The organism is Pseudomonas sp. TH49, assembly GCF_016650625.1.
GTDB classification, from domain to species: domain Bacteria; phylum Pseudomonadota; class Gammaproteobacteria; order Pseudomonadales; family Pseudomonadaceae; genus Aquipseudomonas; species Aquipseudomonas fluorescens_H.
This window is the reverse complement of the sequence record NZ_JAEKFL010000001.1, coordinates 2,867,057-2,883,737: the sequence shown is the minus strand read 5'-3', so window position 1 is coordinate 2,883,737 and position 16,681 is coordinate 2,867,057. Positions and strand designations below refer to the sequence as shown.

Annotated in this window: 12 protein-coding genes; 6 read left to right on the top strand and 6 right to left on the bottom strand. The window is 60.9% G+C overall.

All coding sequences use genetic code 11. The features are described 5' to 3' along the window. Positions 1 to 13: 13 nt before the first annotated feature. From JFU48_RS13170 to JFU48_RS13155, 4 genes are all read right to left on the bottom strand, one after another. Positions 14 to 757, bottom strand: a complete 744-nt coding sequence (locus JFU48_RS13170) for a molecular chaperone (RefSeq protein ID WP_201136678.1) — start codon at positions 755 to 757, stop codon at positions 14 to 16. 59 nt (positions 758 to 816) lie between these two features. Continuing rightward, positions 817 to 2,073: a hypothetical protein gene (locus JFU48_RS13165; RefSeq protein WP_201136677.1), complete on the bottom strand. Its 1,257-nt coding sequence runs from the start codon at positions 2,071 to 2,073 to the stop codon at positions 817 to 819. A 31-nt stretch (positions 2,074 to 2,104) separates the two neighbouring features. Then, positions 2,105 to 4,627 carry a CS1-pili formation C-terminal domain-containing protein gene (locus JFU48_RS13160; protein ID WP_201136676.1) on the bottom strand — a complete coding sequence of 841 codons (2,523 nt, stop codon included), beginning with the start codon at positions 4,625 to 4,627 and terminating at the stop codon, positions 2,105 to 2,107. 114 nt (positions 4,628 to 4,741) lie between these two features. Further along, positions 4,742 to 5,218: a CS1 type fimbrial major subunit gene (locus JFU48_RS13155; RefSeq protein ID WP_177434765.1), complete on the bottom strand. Its 477-nt coding sequence runs from the start codon at positions 5,216 to 5,218 to the stop codon at positions 4,742 to 4,744. Between the two features lie 518 nt (positions 5,219 to 5,736). Here JFU48_RS13155 and JFU48_RS13150 point away from each other — a divergent pair. Both JFU48_RS13150 and JFU48_RS13145 read left to right on the top strand, forming a co-directional pair. Beyond that, on the top strand, positions 5,737 to 6,318 hold the full coding sequence (locus tag JFU48_RS13150; RefSeq protein WP_003227826.1) for a PadR family transcriptional regulator: 582 nt from the start codon (positions 5,737 to 5,739) through the stop codon (positions 6,316 to 6,318). After that, positions 6,315 to 7,100, top strand: coding sequence for a siderophore-interacting protein (locus tag JFU48_RS13145; RefSeq protein WP_201136675.1), 786 nt, complete (start codon positions 6,315 to 6,317; stop codon positions 7,098 to 7,100). Before JFU48_RS13150 ends, JFU48_RS13145 begins: the two co-directional genes overlap by 4 nt. Before the next feature lie 106 nt (positions 7,101 to 7,206). Here JFU48_RS13145 and JFU48_RS13140 read toward each other — a convergent pair whose 3' ends face one another. Both JFU48_RS13140 and JFU48_RS13135 read right to left on the bottom strand, forming a co-directional pair. Beyond that, the gene (locus tag JFU48_RS13140) at positions 7,207 to 7,845 is read right to left on the bottom strand and encodes a Pr6Pr family membrane protein (RefSeq protein WP_201136674.1); all 639 of its coding nucleotides are present in this window, start codon (positions 7,843 to 7,845) and stop codon (positions 7,207 to 7,209) included. Between the two features lies 1 nt (position 7,846). Further along, positions 7,847 to 8,077, bottom strand: a complete 231-nt coding sequence (locus tag JFU48_RS13135) for a VF530 family protein (RefSeq protein ID WP_003227831.1) — start codon at positions 8,075 to 8,077, stop codon at positions 7,847 to 7,849. Positions 8,078 to 8,377: 300 nt separating this feature from the next. On the opposite strand from JFU48_RS13135, the gene JFU48_RS13130 reads away from it, so the two are divergent. The 4 genes from JFU48_RS13130 (at position 8,378) to lon (ending at position 16,571) form a co-directional block, all read left to right on the top strand. Next, positions 8,378 to 9,739: a carbohydrate porin gene (locus JFU48_RS13130; RefSeq protein WP_201136673.1), complete on the top strand. Its 1,362-nt coding sequence runs from the start codon at positions 8,378 to 8,380 to the stop codon at positions 9,737 to 9,739. Between the two features lie 225 nt (positions 9,740 to 9,964). Then, positions 9,965 to 12,376, top strand: coding sequence for a glucose/quinate/shikimate family membrane-bound PQQ-dependent dehydrogenase (locus tag JFU48_RS13125; RefSeq protein ID WP_003227834.1), 2,412 nt, complete (start codon positions 9,965 to 9,967; stop codon positions 12,374 to 12,376). Positions 12,377 to 12,886: 510 nt separating this feature from the next. Beyond that, complete coding sequence (locus JFU48_RS13120; protein ID WP_201136672.1) at positions 12,887 to 13,252, top strand: DUF6124 family protein; 366 nt, start codon at positions 12,887 to 12,889, stop codon at positions 13,250 to 13,252. A 901-nt stretch (positions 13,253 to 14,153) separates the two neighbouring features. After that, positions 14,154 to 16,571, top strand: coding sequence for an endopeptidase La (gene lon / locus JFU48_RS13115; RefSeq protein WP_207199005.1), 2,418 nt, complete (start codon positions 14,154 to 14,156; stop codon positions 16,569 to 16,571). Positions 16,572 to 16,681: the final 110 nt, after the last annotated feature.

Sequence of the window (16,681 nt, the reverse complement as noted above, 5' to 3'; positions counted from 1 at the left end):
GGTCATCCCGTGATTAGCGGCCGGCAACGCGCAAGGTTTTCTTGCTGGCGCCTTCCACCAGATTGAAGCGGTATTCGCGCCCGGGCTTTTTCTCGAACTCGAAGCTGTTGCCCGCGCGCACGTGATGTTTGGTGGTCGGCTCGCAGGCGGTTTCGTCCTTCAGCGCGCAGTTGCGAAACTCGTCGACCACGACCACGGTGTTGCCGTTATTGCGCACGCGGTACAGGGTCGGGGTGTCTTCGATCACGCTGTCGAAACGGCTGTCTTTCGGGCGTACGAAGAACACCGTACCGAAACCGGTCATGACGTTGACCCCGGCTGACAAAGTGTTTTTGTACTGTTCGCGCTCATCGGCGGACACTGCGAACTCGTCTTCTTTTTCCGGAACCACGGGGATGAAGCGCACGCGGAAATAGCGCTCCCGGTCGCGCTCGCCCAGCAACACCAGGCGCGTGCCCTGCATGCCATTGGCCGGGACGATCAGCCGCGCCGGGCTGGCCATCAGGCCGTCACGGCTGCTCATGTCCGCCTGATTCCTGACTTCGATCTCCCGCGATTTGCCGTCGGCGTCGTAGATGATTTCGAGGATGTTGACCTTGACGAACGCGGTGCTGTCACCGCTGTTGAATACGCGCTTGAGGTAGGTACTTTTGTCACCCTCGAGATAGTCGTACACCGTCCCGACATTGATCTGTGGAGCGGCCTGCAGGGCGAAGGACAACCCGCTCAAACCGATTGATAACAACAAACGTTTCATCACCTTGATTCCTTGGTCATTGAACACACTGCCGACGTGGCGCTTCGATAGGCGGCCCATCAGATATCCGAATCCCAGATCACAATCACCGTGCCCCTGTAGCTGCCGCTCTCGCCGGGGCGCAGCATGGTGGCCATCGAATGGGGCGGCACTTCGAAATGCAGGACGCCGGGAGCCCGATCCACATAGAACCCGGGTTTGAAATACAGCGCGTTATCCTCCCCCGATTTCAGGCGCAAGCGTCTTACCGGTTGGCCGGACAGGTCGGTGAGACCATTGGGCAGACTGACACTGACGAACATCTCGGCCCGGCGATTGGTCTCGGCATCCTCGATGGCGCACTCGCCATTCAATCCGGGCCCGCACATCATTTGCATCTTGAACCGCGACGAGGCCGAGATAGTGAACGTCTGGTCACGAAACAGGCTCACCGGCCGCCGCCCGGCCTGCAGCCAGCCCTGCCAGCCACCGGCGGGCACCATGCGGACTTTTTCACCGCCGGGCGGGATATCGACCTTCAGGGTGTGCCGGACATCCAGATTGAAATTCAGGGTCAGCGATGAACTGCTGGGCATCATCACGTCACCGAAATCGAAGTCGGAATTCGGGCCGACGCTGTAGGTCAGATCGCCGGTGTAGTGCCCCGACGACATGCCCAACGGGTTGGGCGTTTCCAGCTCATAGGCAAAATCGAGGAAATCCAGGCGCAACCACGGCACATCGAACTTCGCCTGCTTGGTACAGGCAGTGGCCGACGGGGTTTTCCAGAAAAATGCGTAGGATTCGGCGGTGTACCAGCCCACACCACTGTACTGACAGGGCGCCGGCGCGTTGACCCAACTCGATCCCCATAAAAGGTTATGCGCGAGGCGATAGTCATCGGCGCCACCCACCAGTTTCATCACGTCCTCGGTCACGTAGCGCGAACCGATCCCGACAATCCTTACCCTGACGGTTTCCGGCTCGCGGGTGCTCTCGTGATAGACCGTCAGCTCACGCCATTGGGTGGGCACCTGAAATGTCGCACCCTGCCGTGGCGAAGGGTGATTGGCCATGATCGGCACACGCGAATCGAACTGGATCGGCACCTGCAAACTGAATATTTCGTTCTGTTCGCACTGCGCCGGATCGTAGGTGCAATAGCCGCTGGGTGGCGTGGTGTTAACGAACTTGTTGCGATGTGGATAAGACGAGTCCGGCCTGAATTCGGCCGTGATGGACACCTGTTCGGCGTGACTCGGAGAAGCCGTGATCGCGGCCAGCGCAAGGGCTGGCAACCAGCGACGACGGAGTGTGGTCAAGCGTGCGACGTTCATGTCTGGAAAAATCTCCTCTGGCAGGCCGAAATCAACCCGCGGTCTCGGCCTTGTGGGTGGCCTCGGCCAACGTGTCCGGCGAACAGCGCAAATCACCGATCATCAGCACGTTGTTTTCACGGCGGTGGCTGTCGATATCGAGCCGGAACCGGCAAAGCAATTGATCGGCGTAGCGCACTTCGAGCGTCGGTGCGCCGGCGTGCATTTCCATCGAGAAAAATCCGTCGACTTCGCTGACCCCACGGCTGGCGTGATTGATCACGTGGTGGCCCTTGAGCGGCCGGCCCTGCGGGTCGAGCAGGCGCCCGAGCACGGTGACGGTTTGCATCACGCGGACCTTGCGGTACTCCACGCCGCCCTTGTTCAGGTGATAGCGGGTACGGGCCGGCTCGATGCTGGCCGCCGGGACGTGATTGCCTTCGAAATCGAAGCTCACCGAGCTGTTGCGATACGCCGTGAGCGGGATGAAATTGCGCCCCGGGCGCAGCGCCGCGCTGCCGCCACTGAGGTCGTCGGCGCGCAGGGCGACGTCGGTGATATCCGACTCGACATCGACGATCATCCCGGCGCCGCGGCCCTGATGCTGACTGGTCAGCACCAGCCGCTGAGCGCCGACGATCACGCTGCTGTCGAGGTTCACGCCACCGGTGAAGTTGCCGTTATAGGACGAGCGCTGCAGGAAGCCGTCGCCATTGATCCAGTCGGTTCGGAAGTTGGCCAGGCTGGCCAGACCAACGCCGTAGGTATCGGTCAGCGCCGTGAGCGAAACGCTTTGCAGCACGTGGTCCTGCCAGTCCTTGCGATAGCCGAGCGAGGCGTTGTTGTCGCGCCCGCCATCGCGTGCCGTGCGGCTGCCGATACTGCCCGAGACCTGCTGGCCGGGGCCGCCCAGCGCCATGCTGATGCTCAGGTCGACCCCGCGATTGCGTGCATCGCCGCTGCTGTAGCTGCCCGGCCGATCGAACAGCGACAACCGCCAGTTGGCATCGCTGCCGAACAGCTCGGTGCGCTGGCTCCAGCCAAGGTCCATGCCCACGCCTTCGACGTTGCCTTCGCTGTGCGAAACCCGTGCGCTCAAGGAATTCTTGCGGCTGAGGCGATGGTTGATCGCCAGCGACGAATTGCTGGTTTCGCCGATGAACACATTGCGCTGGCGCACGCGGGTGCCGTCGGGCAGCGTGTCGTAACTGTTGCGGGTGTCGAGCCAGCTGCGGTTGTGGCTGACCACCAGGCTGCCGGCGCCGTAGTTGTACAGGCCCTGCACATCGGCGCCGGTGCCGTGATCCTCGGTCTGATAGAGGTTGGCGAAAAAGCTGACGCTGTCGGCCAGGCTCCAGTCGATCGAGGTGCCGTACTGCAAGGTGTCGCGCACCTGACGTGCCGACAACCCGAGGATCACTCGCGGGTGCAGCAGGTAGTTGAGCGCGGCGCCGGCGGTGAATTCACCGCTGTCCTGTTCGTCCCAGTTGCTGAGCAATTTGCTTTCCTGCCCGGCGAACAGGTTGTAGCGCCAGCGCTCGTCGAGGTTGCGCCAGTTCACCGGTTTGTACACCAGTTCCTGGGTGGTCGAGGTGGTCTGGCCGTCTTCGATCAGACGCACTTCGACCTCGTAGATGCCGCCGGGCAATGGCCGGGTGTCGAGGGTCTGCAGGCCGGCAGTGACTGACTGGGTGTTGATCAGCAGGCCATCGCGATAGATCTCCACCGACGCCTGGCGATTGGCCGTGACGAAAATCGGGTACACGCTGGGGCGCGGGCTGTCGACAGCGAGGCTGTCGGAGCTGCCGTACATCACGCCCACCGCCGTGTCGGGGCTGGTGCCGAACGACCGTGGCTGGCGGGTCAGGCCTTCGGAATTGGGGGTGAAATAGCCCAGACGGAAAAAACTGCCCTGCAGTTCACGCTGGGTGTAGAGCTCGTGTACCGCGTGATAGGTCTGGGTGTCCGGCCCGCCGAGGCGCGCCAGCTGCATATTGAAGGACTGGCTCCAGTTGCCGAGGCTGGCACTGGCTTCCAGACCGAAACGGCCACCCAGATCCTGATCCTGGCCACCGTTGAGGTTGAGCTGATTGCGCAGCATCAGACCGCTGCTGCCGCCCTCCGGCTGCTCATGGAAACGTTGCGCCTGCAAATCACGCTCGGCGTTTTCCGTGACGATCGACAGCAGCGAACTTTCGAGGTTGTAGTGCACCGCCAGCAATTGCTCCGGGCATTGGCCGCTGCAACTTCCCAGGGCGATCCCGGGTTTGAGGATGCTCGCCCAGGTTTCACGCTCGGCGGCGCTGATGCGACTGTCACTGGTGTCGGTGAAGTCGAGCAGGGTAATGCGGTCGTCACGCGACAAGACGATCATTGCCTCGCCAAGAGGTTGCTGATCAAGTTCTACGCGAACAGCCAATGGAACATCAAAGAAGTGCTCTTCAAAGTCTGCCGGCAACCCTTTGGCCTGGGCCAACAAACTTCGCGGCGTATTATCAACGGATGCGGGCGCCGCGAGTACGCCGCTGCAAGTCAGCAACGCAAGCGCAGCCGCGATGGGCGTCATCGGAAACATGAACGAATACTCTGATTACCGGAAAGTAAAAGTCCGGCCGGACAACTTTAAAGTTGCAAGTTGCCGACCGGTTACGCCACTTGAACAAGTAACGTCAGGTATTGCCGTTATGCCTCAGACCGAAGGTTCCACGACCAGCATGACCACGCCGGTATAGTCGCCAGGGGCGGGTTTGGCACCGGTAGCGCTGATCTTGAAGGGTGCGCGATAGCGCGTATTGGACTCGGTGTCACCGACCACTTCCTGAGAGAGGGTGGTCAGCGTCTTGCCGTTGAGTTCGACCTTCAGATCGACGGTTTTGTTGCCGGCAATCAGCTTCGGCACGCCTTCCAGACGGGCGTGAACCTTGCCGGCGGTGTGCAGCACGTCGAAGTGGCCGTTGACCTCGCGCATCGAATCGGTGGACGGGTTGTAGCTCATGTCCTGATCCTTGTTGACCAGGTCGGCATCCACCGGCACCGCGTAGAAGTCATCAGGCGGCACGTGCGCCACGATGCTGATCGAGTGCTTGGCTTCGGTGGCGGCAAACGCCATCGAGGCGCTCATGGCCAATACGGTCAGAGGGGCGGCAAAGGCGAGTTTCTTGAGCATCATTGAATACCTGTCTTATATAAATTAGTTGATTCATCGAAAGATCAAGATGAGCACAACAGTCACGAGCAGTTAGTGACTCACCGTTAACTTTCAACGCCGAGGCATGGTCAACCAATTTATATTTAAAGTAAGCAGGCAATGTCCTGCGACCTTGTAGCCTGAGCGCCATTAGATGAGAGAGAAAAAACCGCGAAAACCAGGAAAGTTCCTGTTCAACTGTAAGAGACAGGCTACAACGCGCCACCCGGGTGACTCTACGCGCCAGAACTTTGCGGCAACTTCCGTAAGACCGATACCACACTTTCCCGAGATTAAAGGGCGAAACCGGACATTAGAGAGTTAGCACTAAACTGCGCCTTTGCCGCGGGATTTAATACCGGTTTTTTTTGATCGTTTTCCGGTTTTTGCGCCTGCGGATTCGATGAATCAGATCTGCACCGTTGGTCAGGACCTCTTGCGCCGGCGTAAAGATATATCTTAAGTTGTATCTAAACACGACGAGAGAGAAGGCAAAAATGAGAGACCATCATTCCCCCCACCATCACCGCGAACACGGCGACGGCCGTGACGGCTTCGAAAAGCGCCCCGGCCGTGAACGCGGCGGGCGTGGCCCACGGGTCTTCGCCCCCGGTGATCTGAAATTGCTGCTGCTGGCGCTGATCGCCGAGCAGCCCTGCCACGGCTATGACCTGATCCGCCAGATCGAAGGCATGTTCGATGGCGCCTACAGCCCCAGCCCCGGCGTGATCTACCCGACCCTGACGTTCCTCGAAGAAAGCGACCTGATCAGCGGCGACGCCGAGGCCGGCAAAAAACGTTACAGCGTGACCGACGCCGGTCGTTTGTCTTTAAGCGAGCAAGCGGTAGCGCTGGACGGCGTGCGCATGCGCATCGACGTCAGCAAGCGTTCACTGCGCGGCCATGACCGGCCGCCGGAAATCCACGAGGCGGTGCACAACCTGCGCCACGCCTTGCAGCTGCACCACGGACGCTGGAGCGCGGAAGAAATCCAACGGGTTGCCGCGCTGCTCAACGACACCGCCAAAGCCATCGTCGACGGCCCTGCCGTTCAATTTGCCCCGGAGAAAGCCGAATGACTGCAGTCGATACGCAAACCATTCACCGCGTGATGCACGAAATCAAACGCCGCAAACTCGAAGTGCTGCGCGTGGTCGACCTGACCCCGCGCATGCGCCGCATCACCCTCGGCGGGCCGGAGCTGGCCGGGTTCATCAGCCTGGGCACCGACGATCACGTCAAACTGCTGTTCCCGCAGAACGCCGAACAAACCGCTGCGCTGGAAACCATGGTGCTCGGCGCCGGCAAGGACAACGGCCCGCTGCCCGAGATGCGCGACTACACCCCGCGCCGCTACGACCTGGAAAAACTCGAGCTGGACATCGACTTCGTCCTGCACGGCGACGGCCCTGCCTCGACCTGGGCTGAACAGGCCAGACCCGGGCAATTCCTGCACATCGGCGGGCCACGCGGTTCGATGATCGTGCCGGACATCTTCGACAGCTACCTGCTGATCGGCGACGAAACCGCCCTGCCCGCCATCGCCCGCCGCCTCGAAGGTCTGGCGGCGAATCGCAAGGCGCTGGTGGTGATCGAAGTGGAGAACGGTGCCGAGCAACAAGTGCTGGAGAGTGCGGCGCAGGTCAATGTGATCTGGGTCCTGCGCGACGGGGGCAAGGACAACCTGCTGACCACGGTCAAAGAGCTGCAGGTGCCCAAGGGCAATCTGTATGCGTGGGTGGCGACCGAGACCAAGGTCTCGCGGCAGATCCGTCGGGTGCTGCTGGATGAGCATGGGCTCAATGAACAGTTCGTCAAAGCCGTCGGTTACTGGCGGGCTGAGGGTTCGGCAGAAGAGTGATTTGCCCTTGTGGGAGCGGGCTTGCTCGCGAATGCGGTCGATCATTCAACCATGATGTTGACTGACCTGACGCCTTCGCGAGCAAGCCCGCTCCCACTTTGACCTTTTAACTTCGTCCTGACTGCCAGCGGTCGACCCCGATCACCAGCAAGCCAATCAGCACAAATCCCACCAATATCCCTCCAGCATTGATGAACACCTGTGCATAACCGAGCAGCGCCACATCGATGAACGGATACGCATACGCGCCGAGCAGATGCCCGCGCAGCAGCGCGTAAACGAAGTACAGCAGCGGATAGATCAGCCACAGCGCCAGGTGCTTCAGGCGCAACGTGCCCTTCGGTACGCAAAACCACCAATAGCCAAGAAACAGCAACGGCATCACGTCGTGCAACAATTCATCGGCAATAAACTGCCAGCCTTCAGGGTGCCATAAATGCCGCAGCAAAATGCTGTAGGCCAACCCCACCACGGCAATGCTCACCGCCACCCCACTGCTGACCCATGGCTGCAGAAACCAGCGTTGCGCAGCGGATTCACGCCGGGTGATCGCGCAGGTCAGCACCGTCGCCACCAGCGTGTTGGTCAACACCGTGAAGTAACTGAAGAAACTCACCAGCCCGCCCAGCAGACTGGCATCGACACTCAGTCGCGCAAGGAAAATCAGGTACAGCTGAATGCTCAACCCGGCCCAGCCGAGGCTGGCGAGGAGCGTGATCAGGCGTCGCCGCGAAACGGCATCCATCTCAGAGCGGACGCTTGGTGCGCATCAGTTTCACGTACAAGCGCTCGACCTTCTCCCGCGCCCACGGGGTTTTGCGCAGGAACGTCAGGCTCGACTTGATGCTCGGGTCGCTCTTGAAGCAGCGGATATCGATGCGCTCGGCCAACCCCGACCACTCGTAATGCGCCACCAGCGCATTGAGGATCTGTTCAAGGGTTACGCCATGCAGCGGATCGGGAGTGTGGTCGTTCATGCCAGGCCTTTGGACGGAGTGAAAATGCACAAGCCGCGCACCTTAGCCGAGGGGCCGGTCAGGTGGAAGGCCTTGCATCAAATGTAGGCCAACCCGAGAAGATCGCAGCCTGCGACCATCGCCACAATGCGCCCGTTTGCCGCACTGTTACCGAATCCGAAACGCTGCATGTCTGCAAAAGCCCTTTGTCTTTTTGTTACAGATCATTATCCTGCCGCCCTTCAGCTGAATCGCTTCACTGCCTGCGTCAAATTGAAGCGCTCGGTTTACCCCCGTAAAACACCAAAAAAAGACTGACCCATGCCTGATTTTTCCTTCTCCCGAGACAGCGCTATCTCAACCCTGCGCCTGCTCGGCGGCTGCACCGCGCTCGGCTTCGCCACCTACGCCCAGGCGGCACCCGCCTTCGACAGCGACTCACCGTGGATGCTCGGTGACTGGAACGGCACGCGTACCGAGCTGGCGGAAAAAGGCTACGACTTCAAACTCGATTACACCGGCGAAATGGGCAGCAACCTGCACGGCGGCTACGACCACGATCGCACCGCGCGCTACAGCGATCAGTTCGGCCTGGGCACGCACCTGGACCTGCAAAAAATCCTTGGCTGGGACGATGCCGAATTTCAGCTGACCATCACCAAGCGCAGCGGCAACAACATCAGTAATGACCGGATCAATGATCCACGCGTTGGCGGCTTCACCTCGGCCCAGGAAGTCTGGGGCCGTGGCCAGACCACACGCCTGACGCAGATGTGGTATCAGCAGAAATTCTTCGACCAGAAGCTCGACATCAAGGTCGGCCGCTTCGGCGAAGGCGAGGATTTCAACAGCTTCCCGTGCGACTTCCAGAACCTGGCGTTCTGCGGCTCGCAGGTCGGCAACTGGGTCGGCGGCATCTGGTACAACTGGCCGGTCAGCCAGTGGGCACTGCGGGTCAAATATCACCTGACCCCGGAGCTGTACGCGCAAGTCGGCGCCTACGAGCAGAACCCGTCGAACCTCGATCGCGGCAACGGCTTCAAGCTCAGCGGCAGCGGCACCCAGGGCGCCGTGCTGCCGGTGGAACTGGTGTGGACGCCGAAGCTCAACGACCTGCCGGGCGAATACCGTGCCGGTTACTACTACAGCAGCGCCAAGGCCTCTGACGTCTATAAAGACCAGAACGGCCAGCCCGCCGCACTGAGCGGCGAAGCCTATCGGAGCGCGTCGAGCAAGCACGGCGTGTGGTTCGGCGCCCAGCAGCAAATCACCAGCATCGCCAGCGATCACTCACGCGGCTTGAGCGTGTTCGCCAACGCGACGATGCACGACAAGAAAACCAACGCGATCGACAACTACGTGCAGGCCGGCGTGGTCTACAAAGGCCCGTTCGATGCCCGCGCCAAGGACGACATCGGTTTCGCCCTGGCCCGCGTCCACGTCAACCCGGCCTTCCGCAAGAACGCCGAAGCGAGCAATCAGGCGCACGCCGTCTACGACTATGACGACCCGTCCTTCCTGCCGCCGCAGGACACCGAATACAGCGCCGAACTGTATTACGGCGTACACGTCGCCAACTGGCTGACCGTGCGCCCGAACCTGCAATACATCCGCCATCCGGGCGGCGTGAACGAGGTCGATGACGCACTGATCGCGGGGATCAAGATCCAGTCTTCGTTCTAAAGATTTACGCAAATCCCAAGGTGGGAGCGGGCTTGCTCGCGAAGGCGGCGTGTCAGTCGATGCATCAGCCTTCTGACATACCGCTTTTGCGAGCAAGCCCGCTCCCACAGGGGGATTTATGAAATTTGTTAGCTACACAAGTTTTATCTGAACCATACCTGCGCCCAATCGTCATCTAGAGTGACTAAAGCGCGGGACTAAATAAACGTCACGGAGAATCACACTATGAGCACTGAAAGTGCTTCGAGTCGGGGCCGTCTGTTACCGAGCCTGCTCGGCATTCTGCTTCTACTGATGGGCCTGGCCATGCTGGCCGGGGGAGTCAAGCTGAGCATGCTCGGCGGCTCGCTGTACTACCTGCTGGCCGGTATCGGCATTGCGCTGAGCGGCATTCTGTTGCTGCTGCGTCGTCGCGCAGCGCTGGGCCTGTACGCCATCGTGTTGTTCGCCAGCACGGTCTGGGCCTTGTGGGAAGTCGGTCTGGACTGGTGGCAACTGGTGCCGCGTCTGGCACTGTGGTTTGTCCTCGGCATCGTGATGTTGCTGCCGTGGTTCCGTCGTCCGCTGCTGCTTGCCGGCCCGGCGCCGATGGGCACGGGTGGTCTGAGCGTGGCTGTGGTGTTGGCCGGCGTCACTGCCCTGGCCAGCCTGTTCACCCACCCCGGGGAAACCTTTGGCGAACTGGGCCGCGACACCGCAGACATGACCAGCACCGCGCCAGCCATGCCGGATGGCGAATGGCAGGCTTATGGCCGCACCGAGTTCGGTGACCGCTACTCGCCGCTGAAGCAGATCACCCCGGCCAACGTCGGCAAGCTGAAAGAGGCCTGGCGCATCCAGACCGGCGACCTGCCGACGTCTGATGACCCGGTCGAGCTGACCAACGAAAACACTCCGCTCAAAGTCAACGGCATGATCTATGCCTGCACCGCGCACAGCAAAGTGCTGGCACTGGACCCGGACACCGGCAAGGAAATCTGGCGCTTCGACCCGCAGATCAAGAGCCCGGTGGGCTTCAAGGGCTTCGCCCACATGACCTGCCGTGGCGTGTCGTACTACGACGAAGCCGCTTACGCGAAAGCTGATAACGCCGCCTCGGCCGTTATCTCCGAAGCCGGCAAAGCCGTTGCCCAGGCCTGCCCGCGTCGTCTTTACCTGCCAACCGCCGATGCACGCCTGATCGCACTGAACGCCGACACCGGCAAGATCTGCGAAGGCTTCGGCAAAAACGGCGTGGTCGACCTGACCCAGGGCATCGGCCCGTTCACCGCCGGTGGCTACTACTCCACCTCGCCAGCGGCGATTACCCGTGATCTGGTGATCATGGGCGGTCACGTCACCGACAACGAATCGACCAACGAGCCATCGGGCGTGATCCGCGCCTTCGACGTGCACGACGGCCACCTCGTGTGGAACTGGGACAGCGACAAGCCAGACGCCACCGAGCCTTTGGCGCCGGGCGAAATCTACAGCCGTAACTCGGCGAACATGTGGTCGCTGGCCAGCGTCGATGAAAAACTCGGCATGGTTTATCTGCCACTGGGCAACCAGACTCCGGACCAGTGGGGCGCCGACCGCACCCCAGGCGCCGAGAAATTCAGCGCCGGCATCGTCGCGCTGGACCTGGCCACCGGTAAAGTGCGCTGGAACTACCAGTTCACCCACCACGACCTGTGGGACATGGACGTTGGCAGCCAGCCAACCCTGCTCGACATGAAAACCGCCGACGGCGTGAAACCGGCGCTGATCGCCCCGACCAAACAGGGCAGCCTGTACGTCCTCGACCGTCGTGACGGCACGCCAATCATCCCGATCCGCGAAATCCCGGTTCCGCAGGGCGCCGTGAAAGGCGACCACACCGCACCGACCCAGGCCCGTTCGGACCTCAACCTGCTGGCCCCGGAACTGACCGAAAAAGCCATGTGGGGCGCGAGCCCGTTCGACCAGATGCTGTGCCGCATCCAGTTCAAGGAGCTGCGTTACGAAGGCCAATACACGCCTCCGTCGGAGCAAGGCAGCCTGATCTACCCGGGTAACGTCGGCGTGTTCAACTGGGGCGGCGTCTCGGTCGACCCGGTTCGCCAGATGCTGTTCACCAGCCCGAACTACATGGCCTTCGTCTCGAAGATGATCCCGCGCGCCGAAGTGGCCGCCGACAGCAAACGCGAAAGCGAAACCGCCGGTATCCAGCCAAACACTGGCGCGCCATACGCGGTGACCATGCACCCGTTCATGTCGCCCTTCGGCGTACCGTGCCAGGCCCCGGCCTGGGGCTACGTCGCCGGTATCGACCTGACCACCGGCAAAGTCGTGTGGAAACGCAAGAACGGCACCAGCCGCGACAGCTCGCCAATCCCGATCGGCTTCACCCTTGGCGTGCCAAGCATGGGCGGCTCGATGGTGACTGCGGGCGGCGTCGGCTTCCTCAGCGGCACCCTCGACCAGTACCTGCGCGCCTACGACGTGAACACTGGTAAAGAGCTGTGGAAATCGCGTCTGCCTGCCGGCGGCCAAGCGACCCCGATGACCTACACCGGCAAGGACGGCAAGCAATACGTCCTCCTGGTGGTGGGTGGTCACGGTTCGCTGGGCACCAAGATGGGTGACTACGTGATTGCGTACAAACTGCCGGAATAAGTTTTAGCGGCGGTAATAGAAAGGCGATGTTCCGTGAGGGACATCGCCTTTTTGTTGCACACAGCTTTTCTGAACTCACTGAAAAACCTGTGGGAGCGGGCTTGCTCGCGAAGGCGGTGTGTCAGCCAATTAATTTGCCGGCTGACACACCGCCTTCGCGAGCAAGCCCGCTCCCACAATGGATGGTGTCCGTCCTACAGAAGCGCGTTACATGCGGGAGTTTTCTGACAAGTCGCGTCGGTTGTGCTTCGGAAGTCGGCTGGATAGGCTTTGAAGATCGCTGGAAATTCAGCGAACGGGCGTCGCGGCCTGATAACTGATGCATAATCGCCAACCTGACAGCACCTGCCGGTGCCTGTTGGTTGTTTCATGGCGGCTGTGCGCGGGATACCTTTCTAGGGGGGTATGCCGATTTCTCAGTTATCGGTCCGCGAACCCGCGTACAGCTGCCACCTCAGATTGCGTCGCGGCAATCGCAGGTAGCTCCACTTCACCAACTGAGAACTCATCATGATCAAACCCACACCGAATCCCCCCGAAACCTCCCCCTACGAATCCCTCGATTCCAGAAAACTCCACGACGCCGCCGAACGTGCGCTGGATCACTACCTGAAACCCTCCGCCGCCGCTGTGAGATTCCACAAACCCAGCAGCATGTTCCAGGTCGCCCCGGACATGGACAACGAAAGCCTGCTGGCCCACGCCTGCGAATCACTGGCCTCGGCGAGCATCATGACCAGCGACATCGCAGCCTATGTGGACAGCCCGCAGCGGCAGACGATTCTGGCGATCCAGCAGATCATCATGCTGGCTGAACTGGCGGTGAATCGGGTGCTGGATAATGTGGAAATCACCCAATCTGCGGCGCACAGCTGAGCCATAGCGGGAGCGGGCTTGCTCGCGAAAGCGTCAGCACATCCAACACTTGCGGTGACTGACACACCGCTTTCGCGAGCAAGCCCGCTCCCACAGTGGAATTGGGTGAGTCAGGTGGAGACTGGTCGGCTCGCAGGCCGCCATCGCGAGCAGGCTCACTCCTACAGTTGGAATGGGTGTGGTCAGTTGGAGATCGGTCGGCTCGCAGGCCGCCATCGCGAGCAGGCTCACTCCTACAGTGGGAATGGGTGTGGTCAGTTGGAGAGTGGTCGGCTCGTAGGCCGCCATCGCGAGCAGGCTCACTCCTACAGTTGGAATCGGTGTGGTCAGTTGGAGAGTGGTCGGCTGTCAGGCCGCCATCGCTGGCAAGCCAGCTCCCACAGTTTTGATTTGTGTACGCCCCATGCGGCGCAGCCGCCCCACTCAACACAATGAGCGCAAGCTCGAGTACCGCTTTTGATCTTGATCCACGGGCGACGTCGGAAGGCTGAGTGGAGGGATTGATCCGGGGGTGGGAGCGCAGCGACCGTTTGGCGCAGCCAAACACAGCGAGAGGAGGTGCAGCGAAGCAAACCGGAGGCGCTGCCCCCGGATCAATCCCGCAGCGAAGGAACCCCGAGCCCCAGCGAGCGGGCCGAACGCAGGAGCAAGCGTTTTTTGCTTACTTTTTTAGGCGCTTGTAAAAAAGTGAGTCGCCGTAAGGGCGAAACCCTAAGTAGCCGTTACCAAAAAAACGGATATGTACACAAAAAACCAAGAACCTGGTCGGCCCAAAGGCCGCCAAGTCCAAAGCGAGCCCCCTGTCAAAACCCTGAACACACAAGCAGAAACACCCCCACCCATTGAAACCACCCAAAGCCTGCCCCATCTAAGACCCATACCCCATTGCGCAGGTGCCCCAATGAGCGACCAGCAAGAATTCCCGGACAACCCCGACGATTACACCGAAGCTGACCACATCGAACACCACTCCACCGGCAAAGGTCTCGCCCTGCCCGGCCAGAACCTGCCGGACAAGGTCTACGTCATCCCGATCCACAATCGCCCGTTCTTCCCGGCCCAAGTGCTGCCGGTCATCGTCAACGAAGAACCCTGGGCCGAAACGCTCGATCTGGTGAGCAAATCCGAACACCACTCCCTGGCCCTGTTCTTCATGGACACGCCCCAGGAAGACCCGCGCCACTTCAACACCAAAGCGCTGCCGCAATACGGCACGTTGGTGAAGGTGCACCACGCCAGCCGTGAAAACGGCAAACTGCAGTTCGTCGCCCAGGGCCTGAGCCGCGTACGCATCAAGACCTGGCTCAAGCACCATCGTCCACCGTACCTGGTGGAAGTCGAATACCCGCACCAGCCGACCGAGCCGACCGATGAGGTCAAGGCCTACGGCATGGCGCTGATCAACGCGATCAAGGAACTGCTGCCGCTGAACCCGTTGTACAGCGAAGAGCTGAAGAACTACCTCAACCGCTTCAGCCCCAACGATCCGTCGCCGCTGACCGACTTCGCCGCCGCCCTGACCTCCGCCACCGGTTCCGAGCTGCAAGAAGTGCTCGACTGCGTGCCGATGCTCAAGCGCATGGAAAAAGTCCTGCCGATGCTGCGCAAGGAAGTTGAAGTCGCGCGCCTGCAGAAAGAGATCTCCGCCGAGGTCAATCGCAAGATTGGCGAGCATCAGCGCGAGTTCTTCCTCAAGGAACAACTCAAGGTCATCCAGCAGGAACTCGGCCTGACCAAGGACGACCGCAGCGCCGACCTTGAACAATTCGAGCAACGCCTGGAAGGCAAAGTCCTGCCGGCGCAGGTACAGAAACGCCTCGAAGAGGAAATGAACAAGCTGTCGATCCTCGAAACCGGATCGCCGGAGTACGCGGTCACCCGCAACTACCTCGACTGGGCGACCTCGGTGCCGTGGGGCGTGTACGGCGAGGACAAACTCGACCTCAAGCACGCGCGCAAGGTGCTCGACAAACACCACGCCGGCCTCGACGACATCAAGGATCGCATCCTCGAATTCCTCGCCGTCGGTGCCTACAAAGGCGAGATCAGCGGCTCGATCGTGCTGCTGGTCGGCCCGCCGGGCGTGGGTAAAACCAGCGTCGGCAAATCCATCGCCGAATCCCTCGGCCGACCGTTCTACCGCTTCAGCCTTGGCGGCATGCGTGACGAAGCCGAGATCAAGGGCCACCGCCGCACCTACATCGGCGCGCAGCCGGGCAAACTGGTGCAGGCGTTGAAAGACGTCGAAGTGATGAACCCGGTGATCATGCTCGACGAGATCGACAAGATGGGCCAGAGCTACCAGGGCGACCCGGCCTCGGCGCTGCTGGAAACTCTCGATCCGGAACAGAACGTCGAATTCCTCGATCACTACCTCGACTTGCGCATGGACCTGTCGAAAGTGCTGTTCGTGTGCACCGCCAACACCCTGGATTCGATTCCCGGCCCGTTGCTGGACCGGATGGAAGTGATTCGCCTGTCGGGCTACATCACTGAAGAAAAAGTCGCCATCGCCAAGCGCCACCTGTGGCCGAAGCTGCTGGAAAAGGCCGGCGTGTCCAAAGGCAGCCTGAGCATCAGCGACAGCGCGCTCAAAGCCTTGATCGACGGTTACGCCCGTGAGGCCGGGGTGCGCCAACTGGAAAAACAGATGGGCAAACTGGTGCGCAAAGCGGTGATGAAGCTGATCGACGACCCGAAAGCGGTGATCAAGCTCGGCCCGAAGGACCTCGAAGCCTCGCTGGGCCATCCGGTGTTCCGCAACGAACAAGTGCTGTCCGGCACCGGCGTGATCACTGGTCTGGCCTGGACCAGCATGGGCGGCGCGACCCTGCCGATCGAAGCGACGCGAATTCACACGCTCAATCGTGGCTTCAAACTCACCGGGCAACTGGGTGATGTGATGAAAGAGTCGGCGGAGATCGCCTACAGCTACGTCAGCTCGCACCTGAAATCGTTCGGCGGCGATCCGAAGTTCTTCGATGAAGCCTTTGTCCACCTGCATGTGCCGGAAGGCGCGACACCGAAGGACGGTCCAAGCGCCGGCGTGACCATGGCCAGTGCCCTGCTTTCGCTCGCACGCAACCAGGCGCCGAAAAAAGGCGTGGCGATGACCGGCGAACTGACCCTGACCGGGCATGTGCTGCCGATTGGCGGGGTGCGCGAGAAAGTCATCGCGGCGCGGCGGCAGAAGATTTTCGAGCTGATCCTGCCCGAACCGAACCGCGGTAACTTCGAAGAACTGCCGGACTATCTGAAAGAGGGGATTACCGTGCACTTTGCCAAGCGCTTTGCGGATGTGGCGAAAGTGTTGTTCTGACAGTTATCCAGAGCCTGACACACCGCCTTCGCGAGCAAGCCCGCTCCCACATTGGTTGTGTGGTGATCACAAATCCTGTGTTCATCACAAAACCCTGTGGGAGCGGGCTT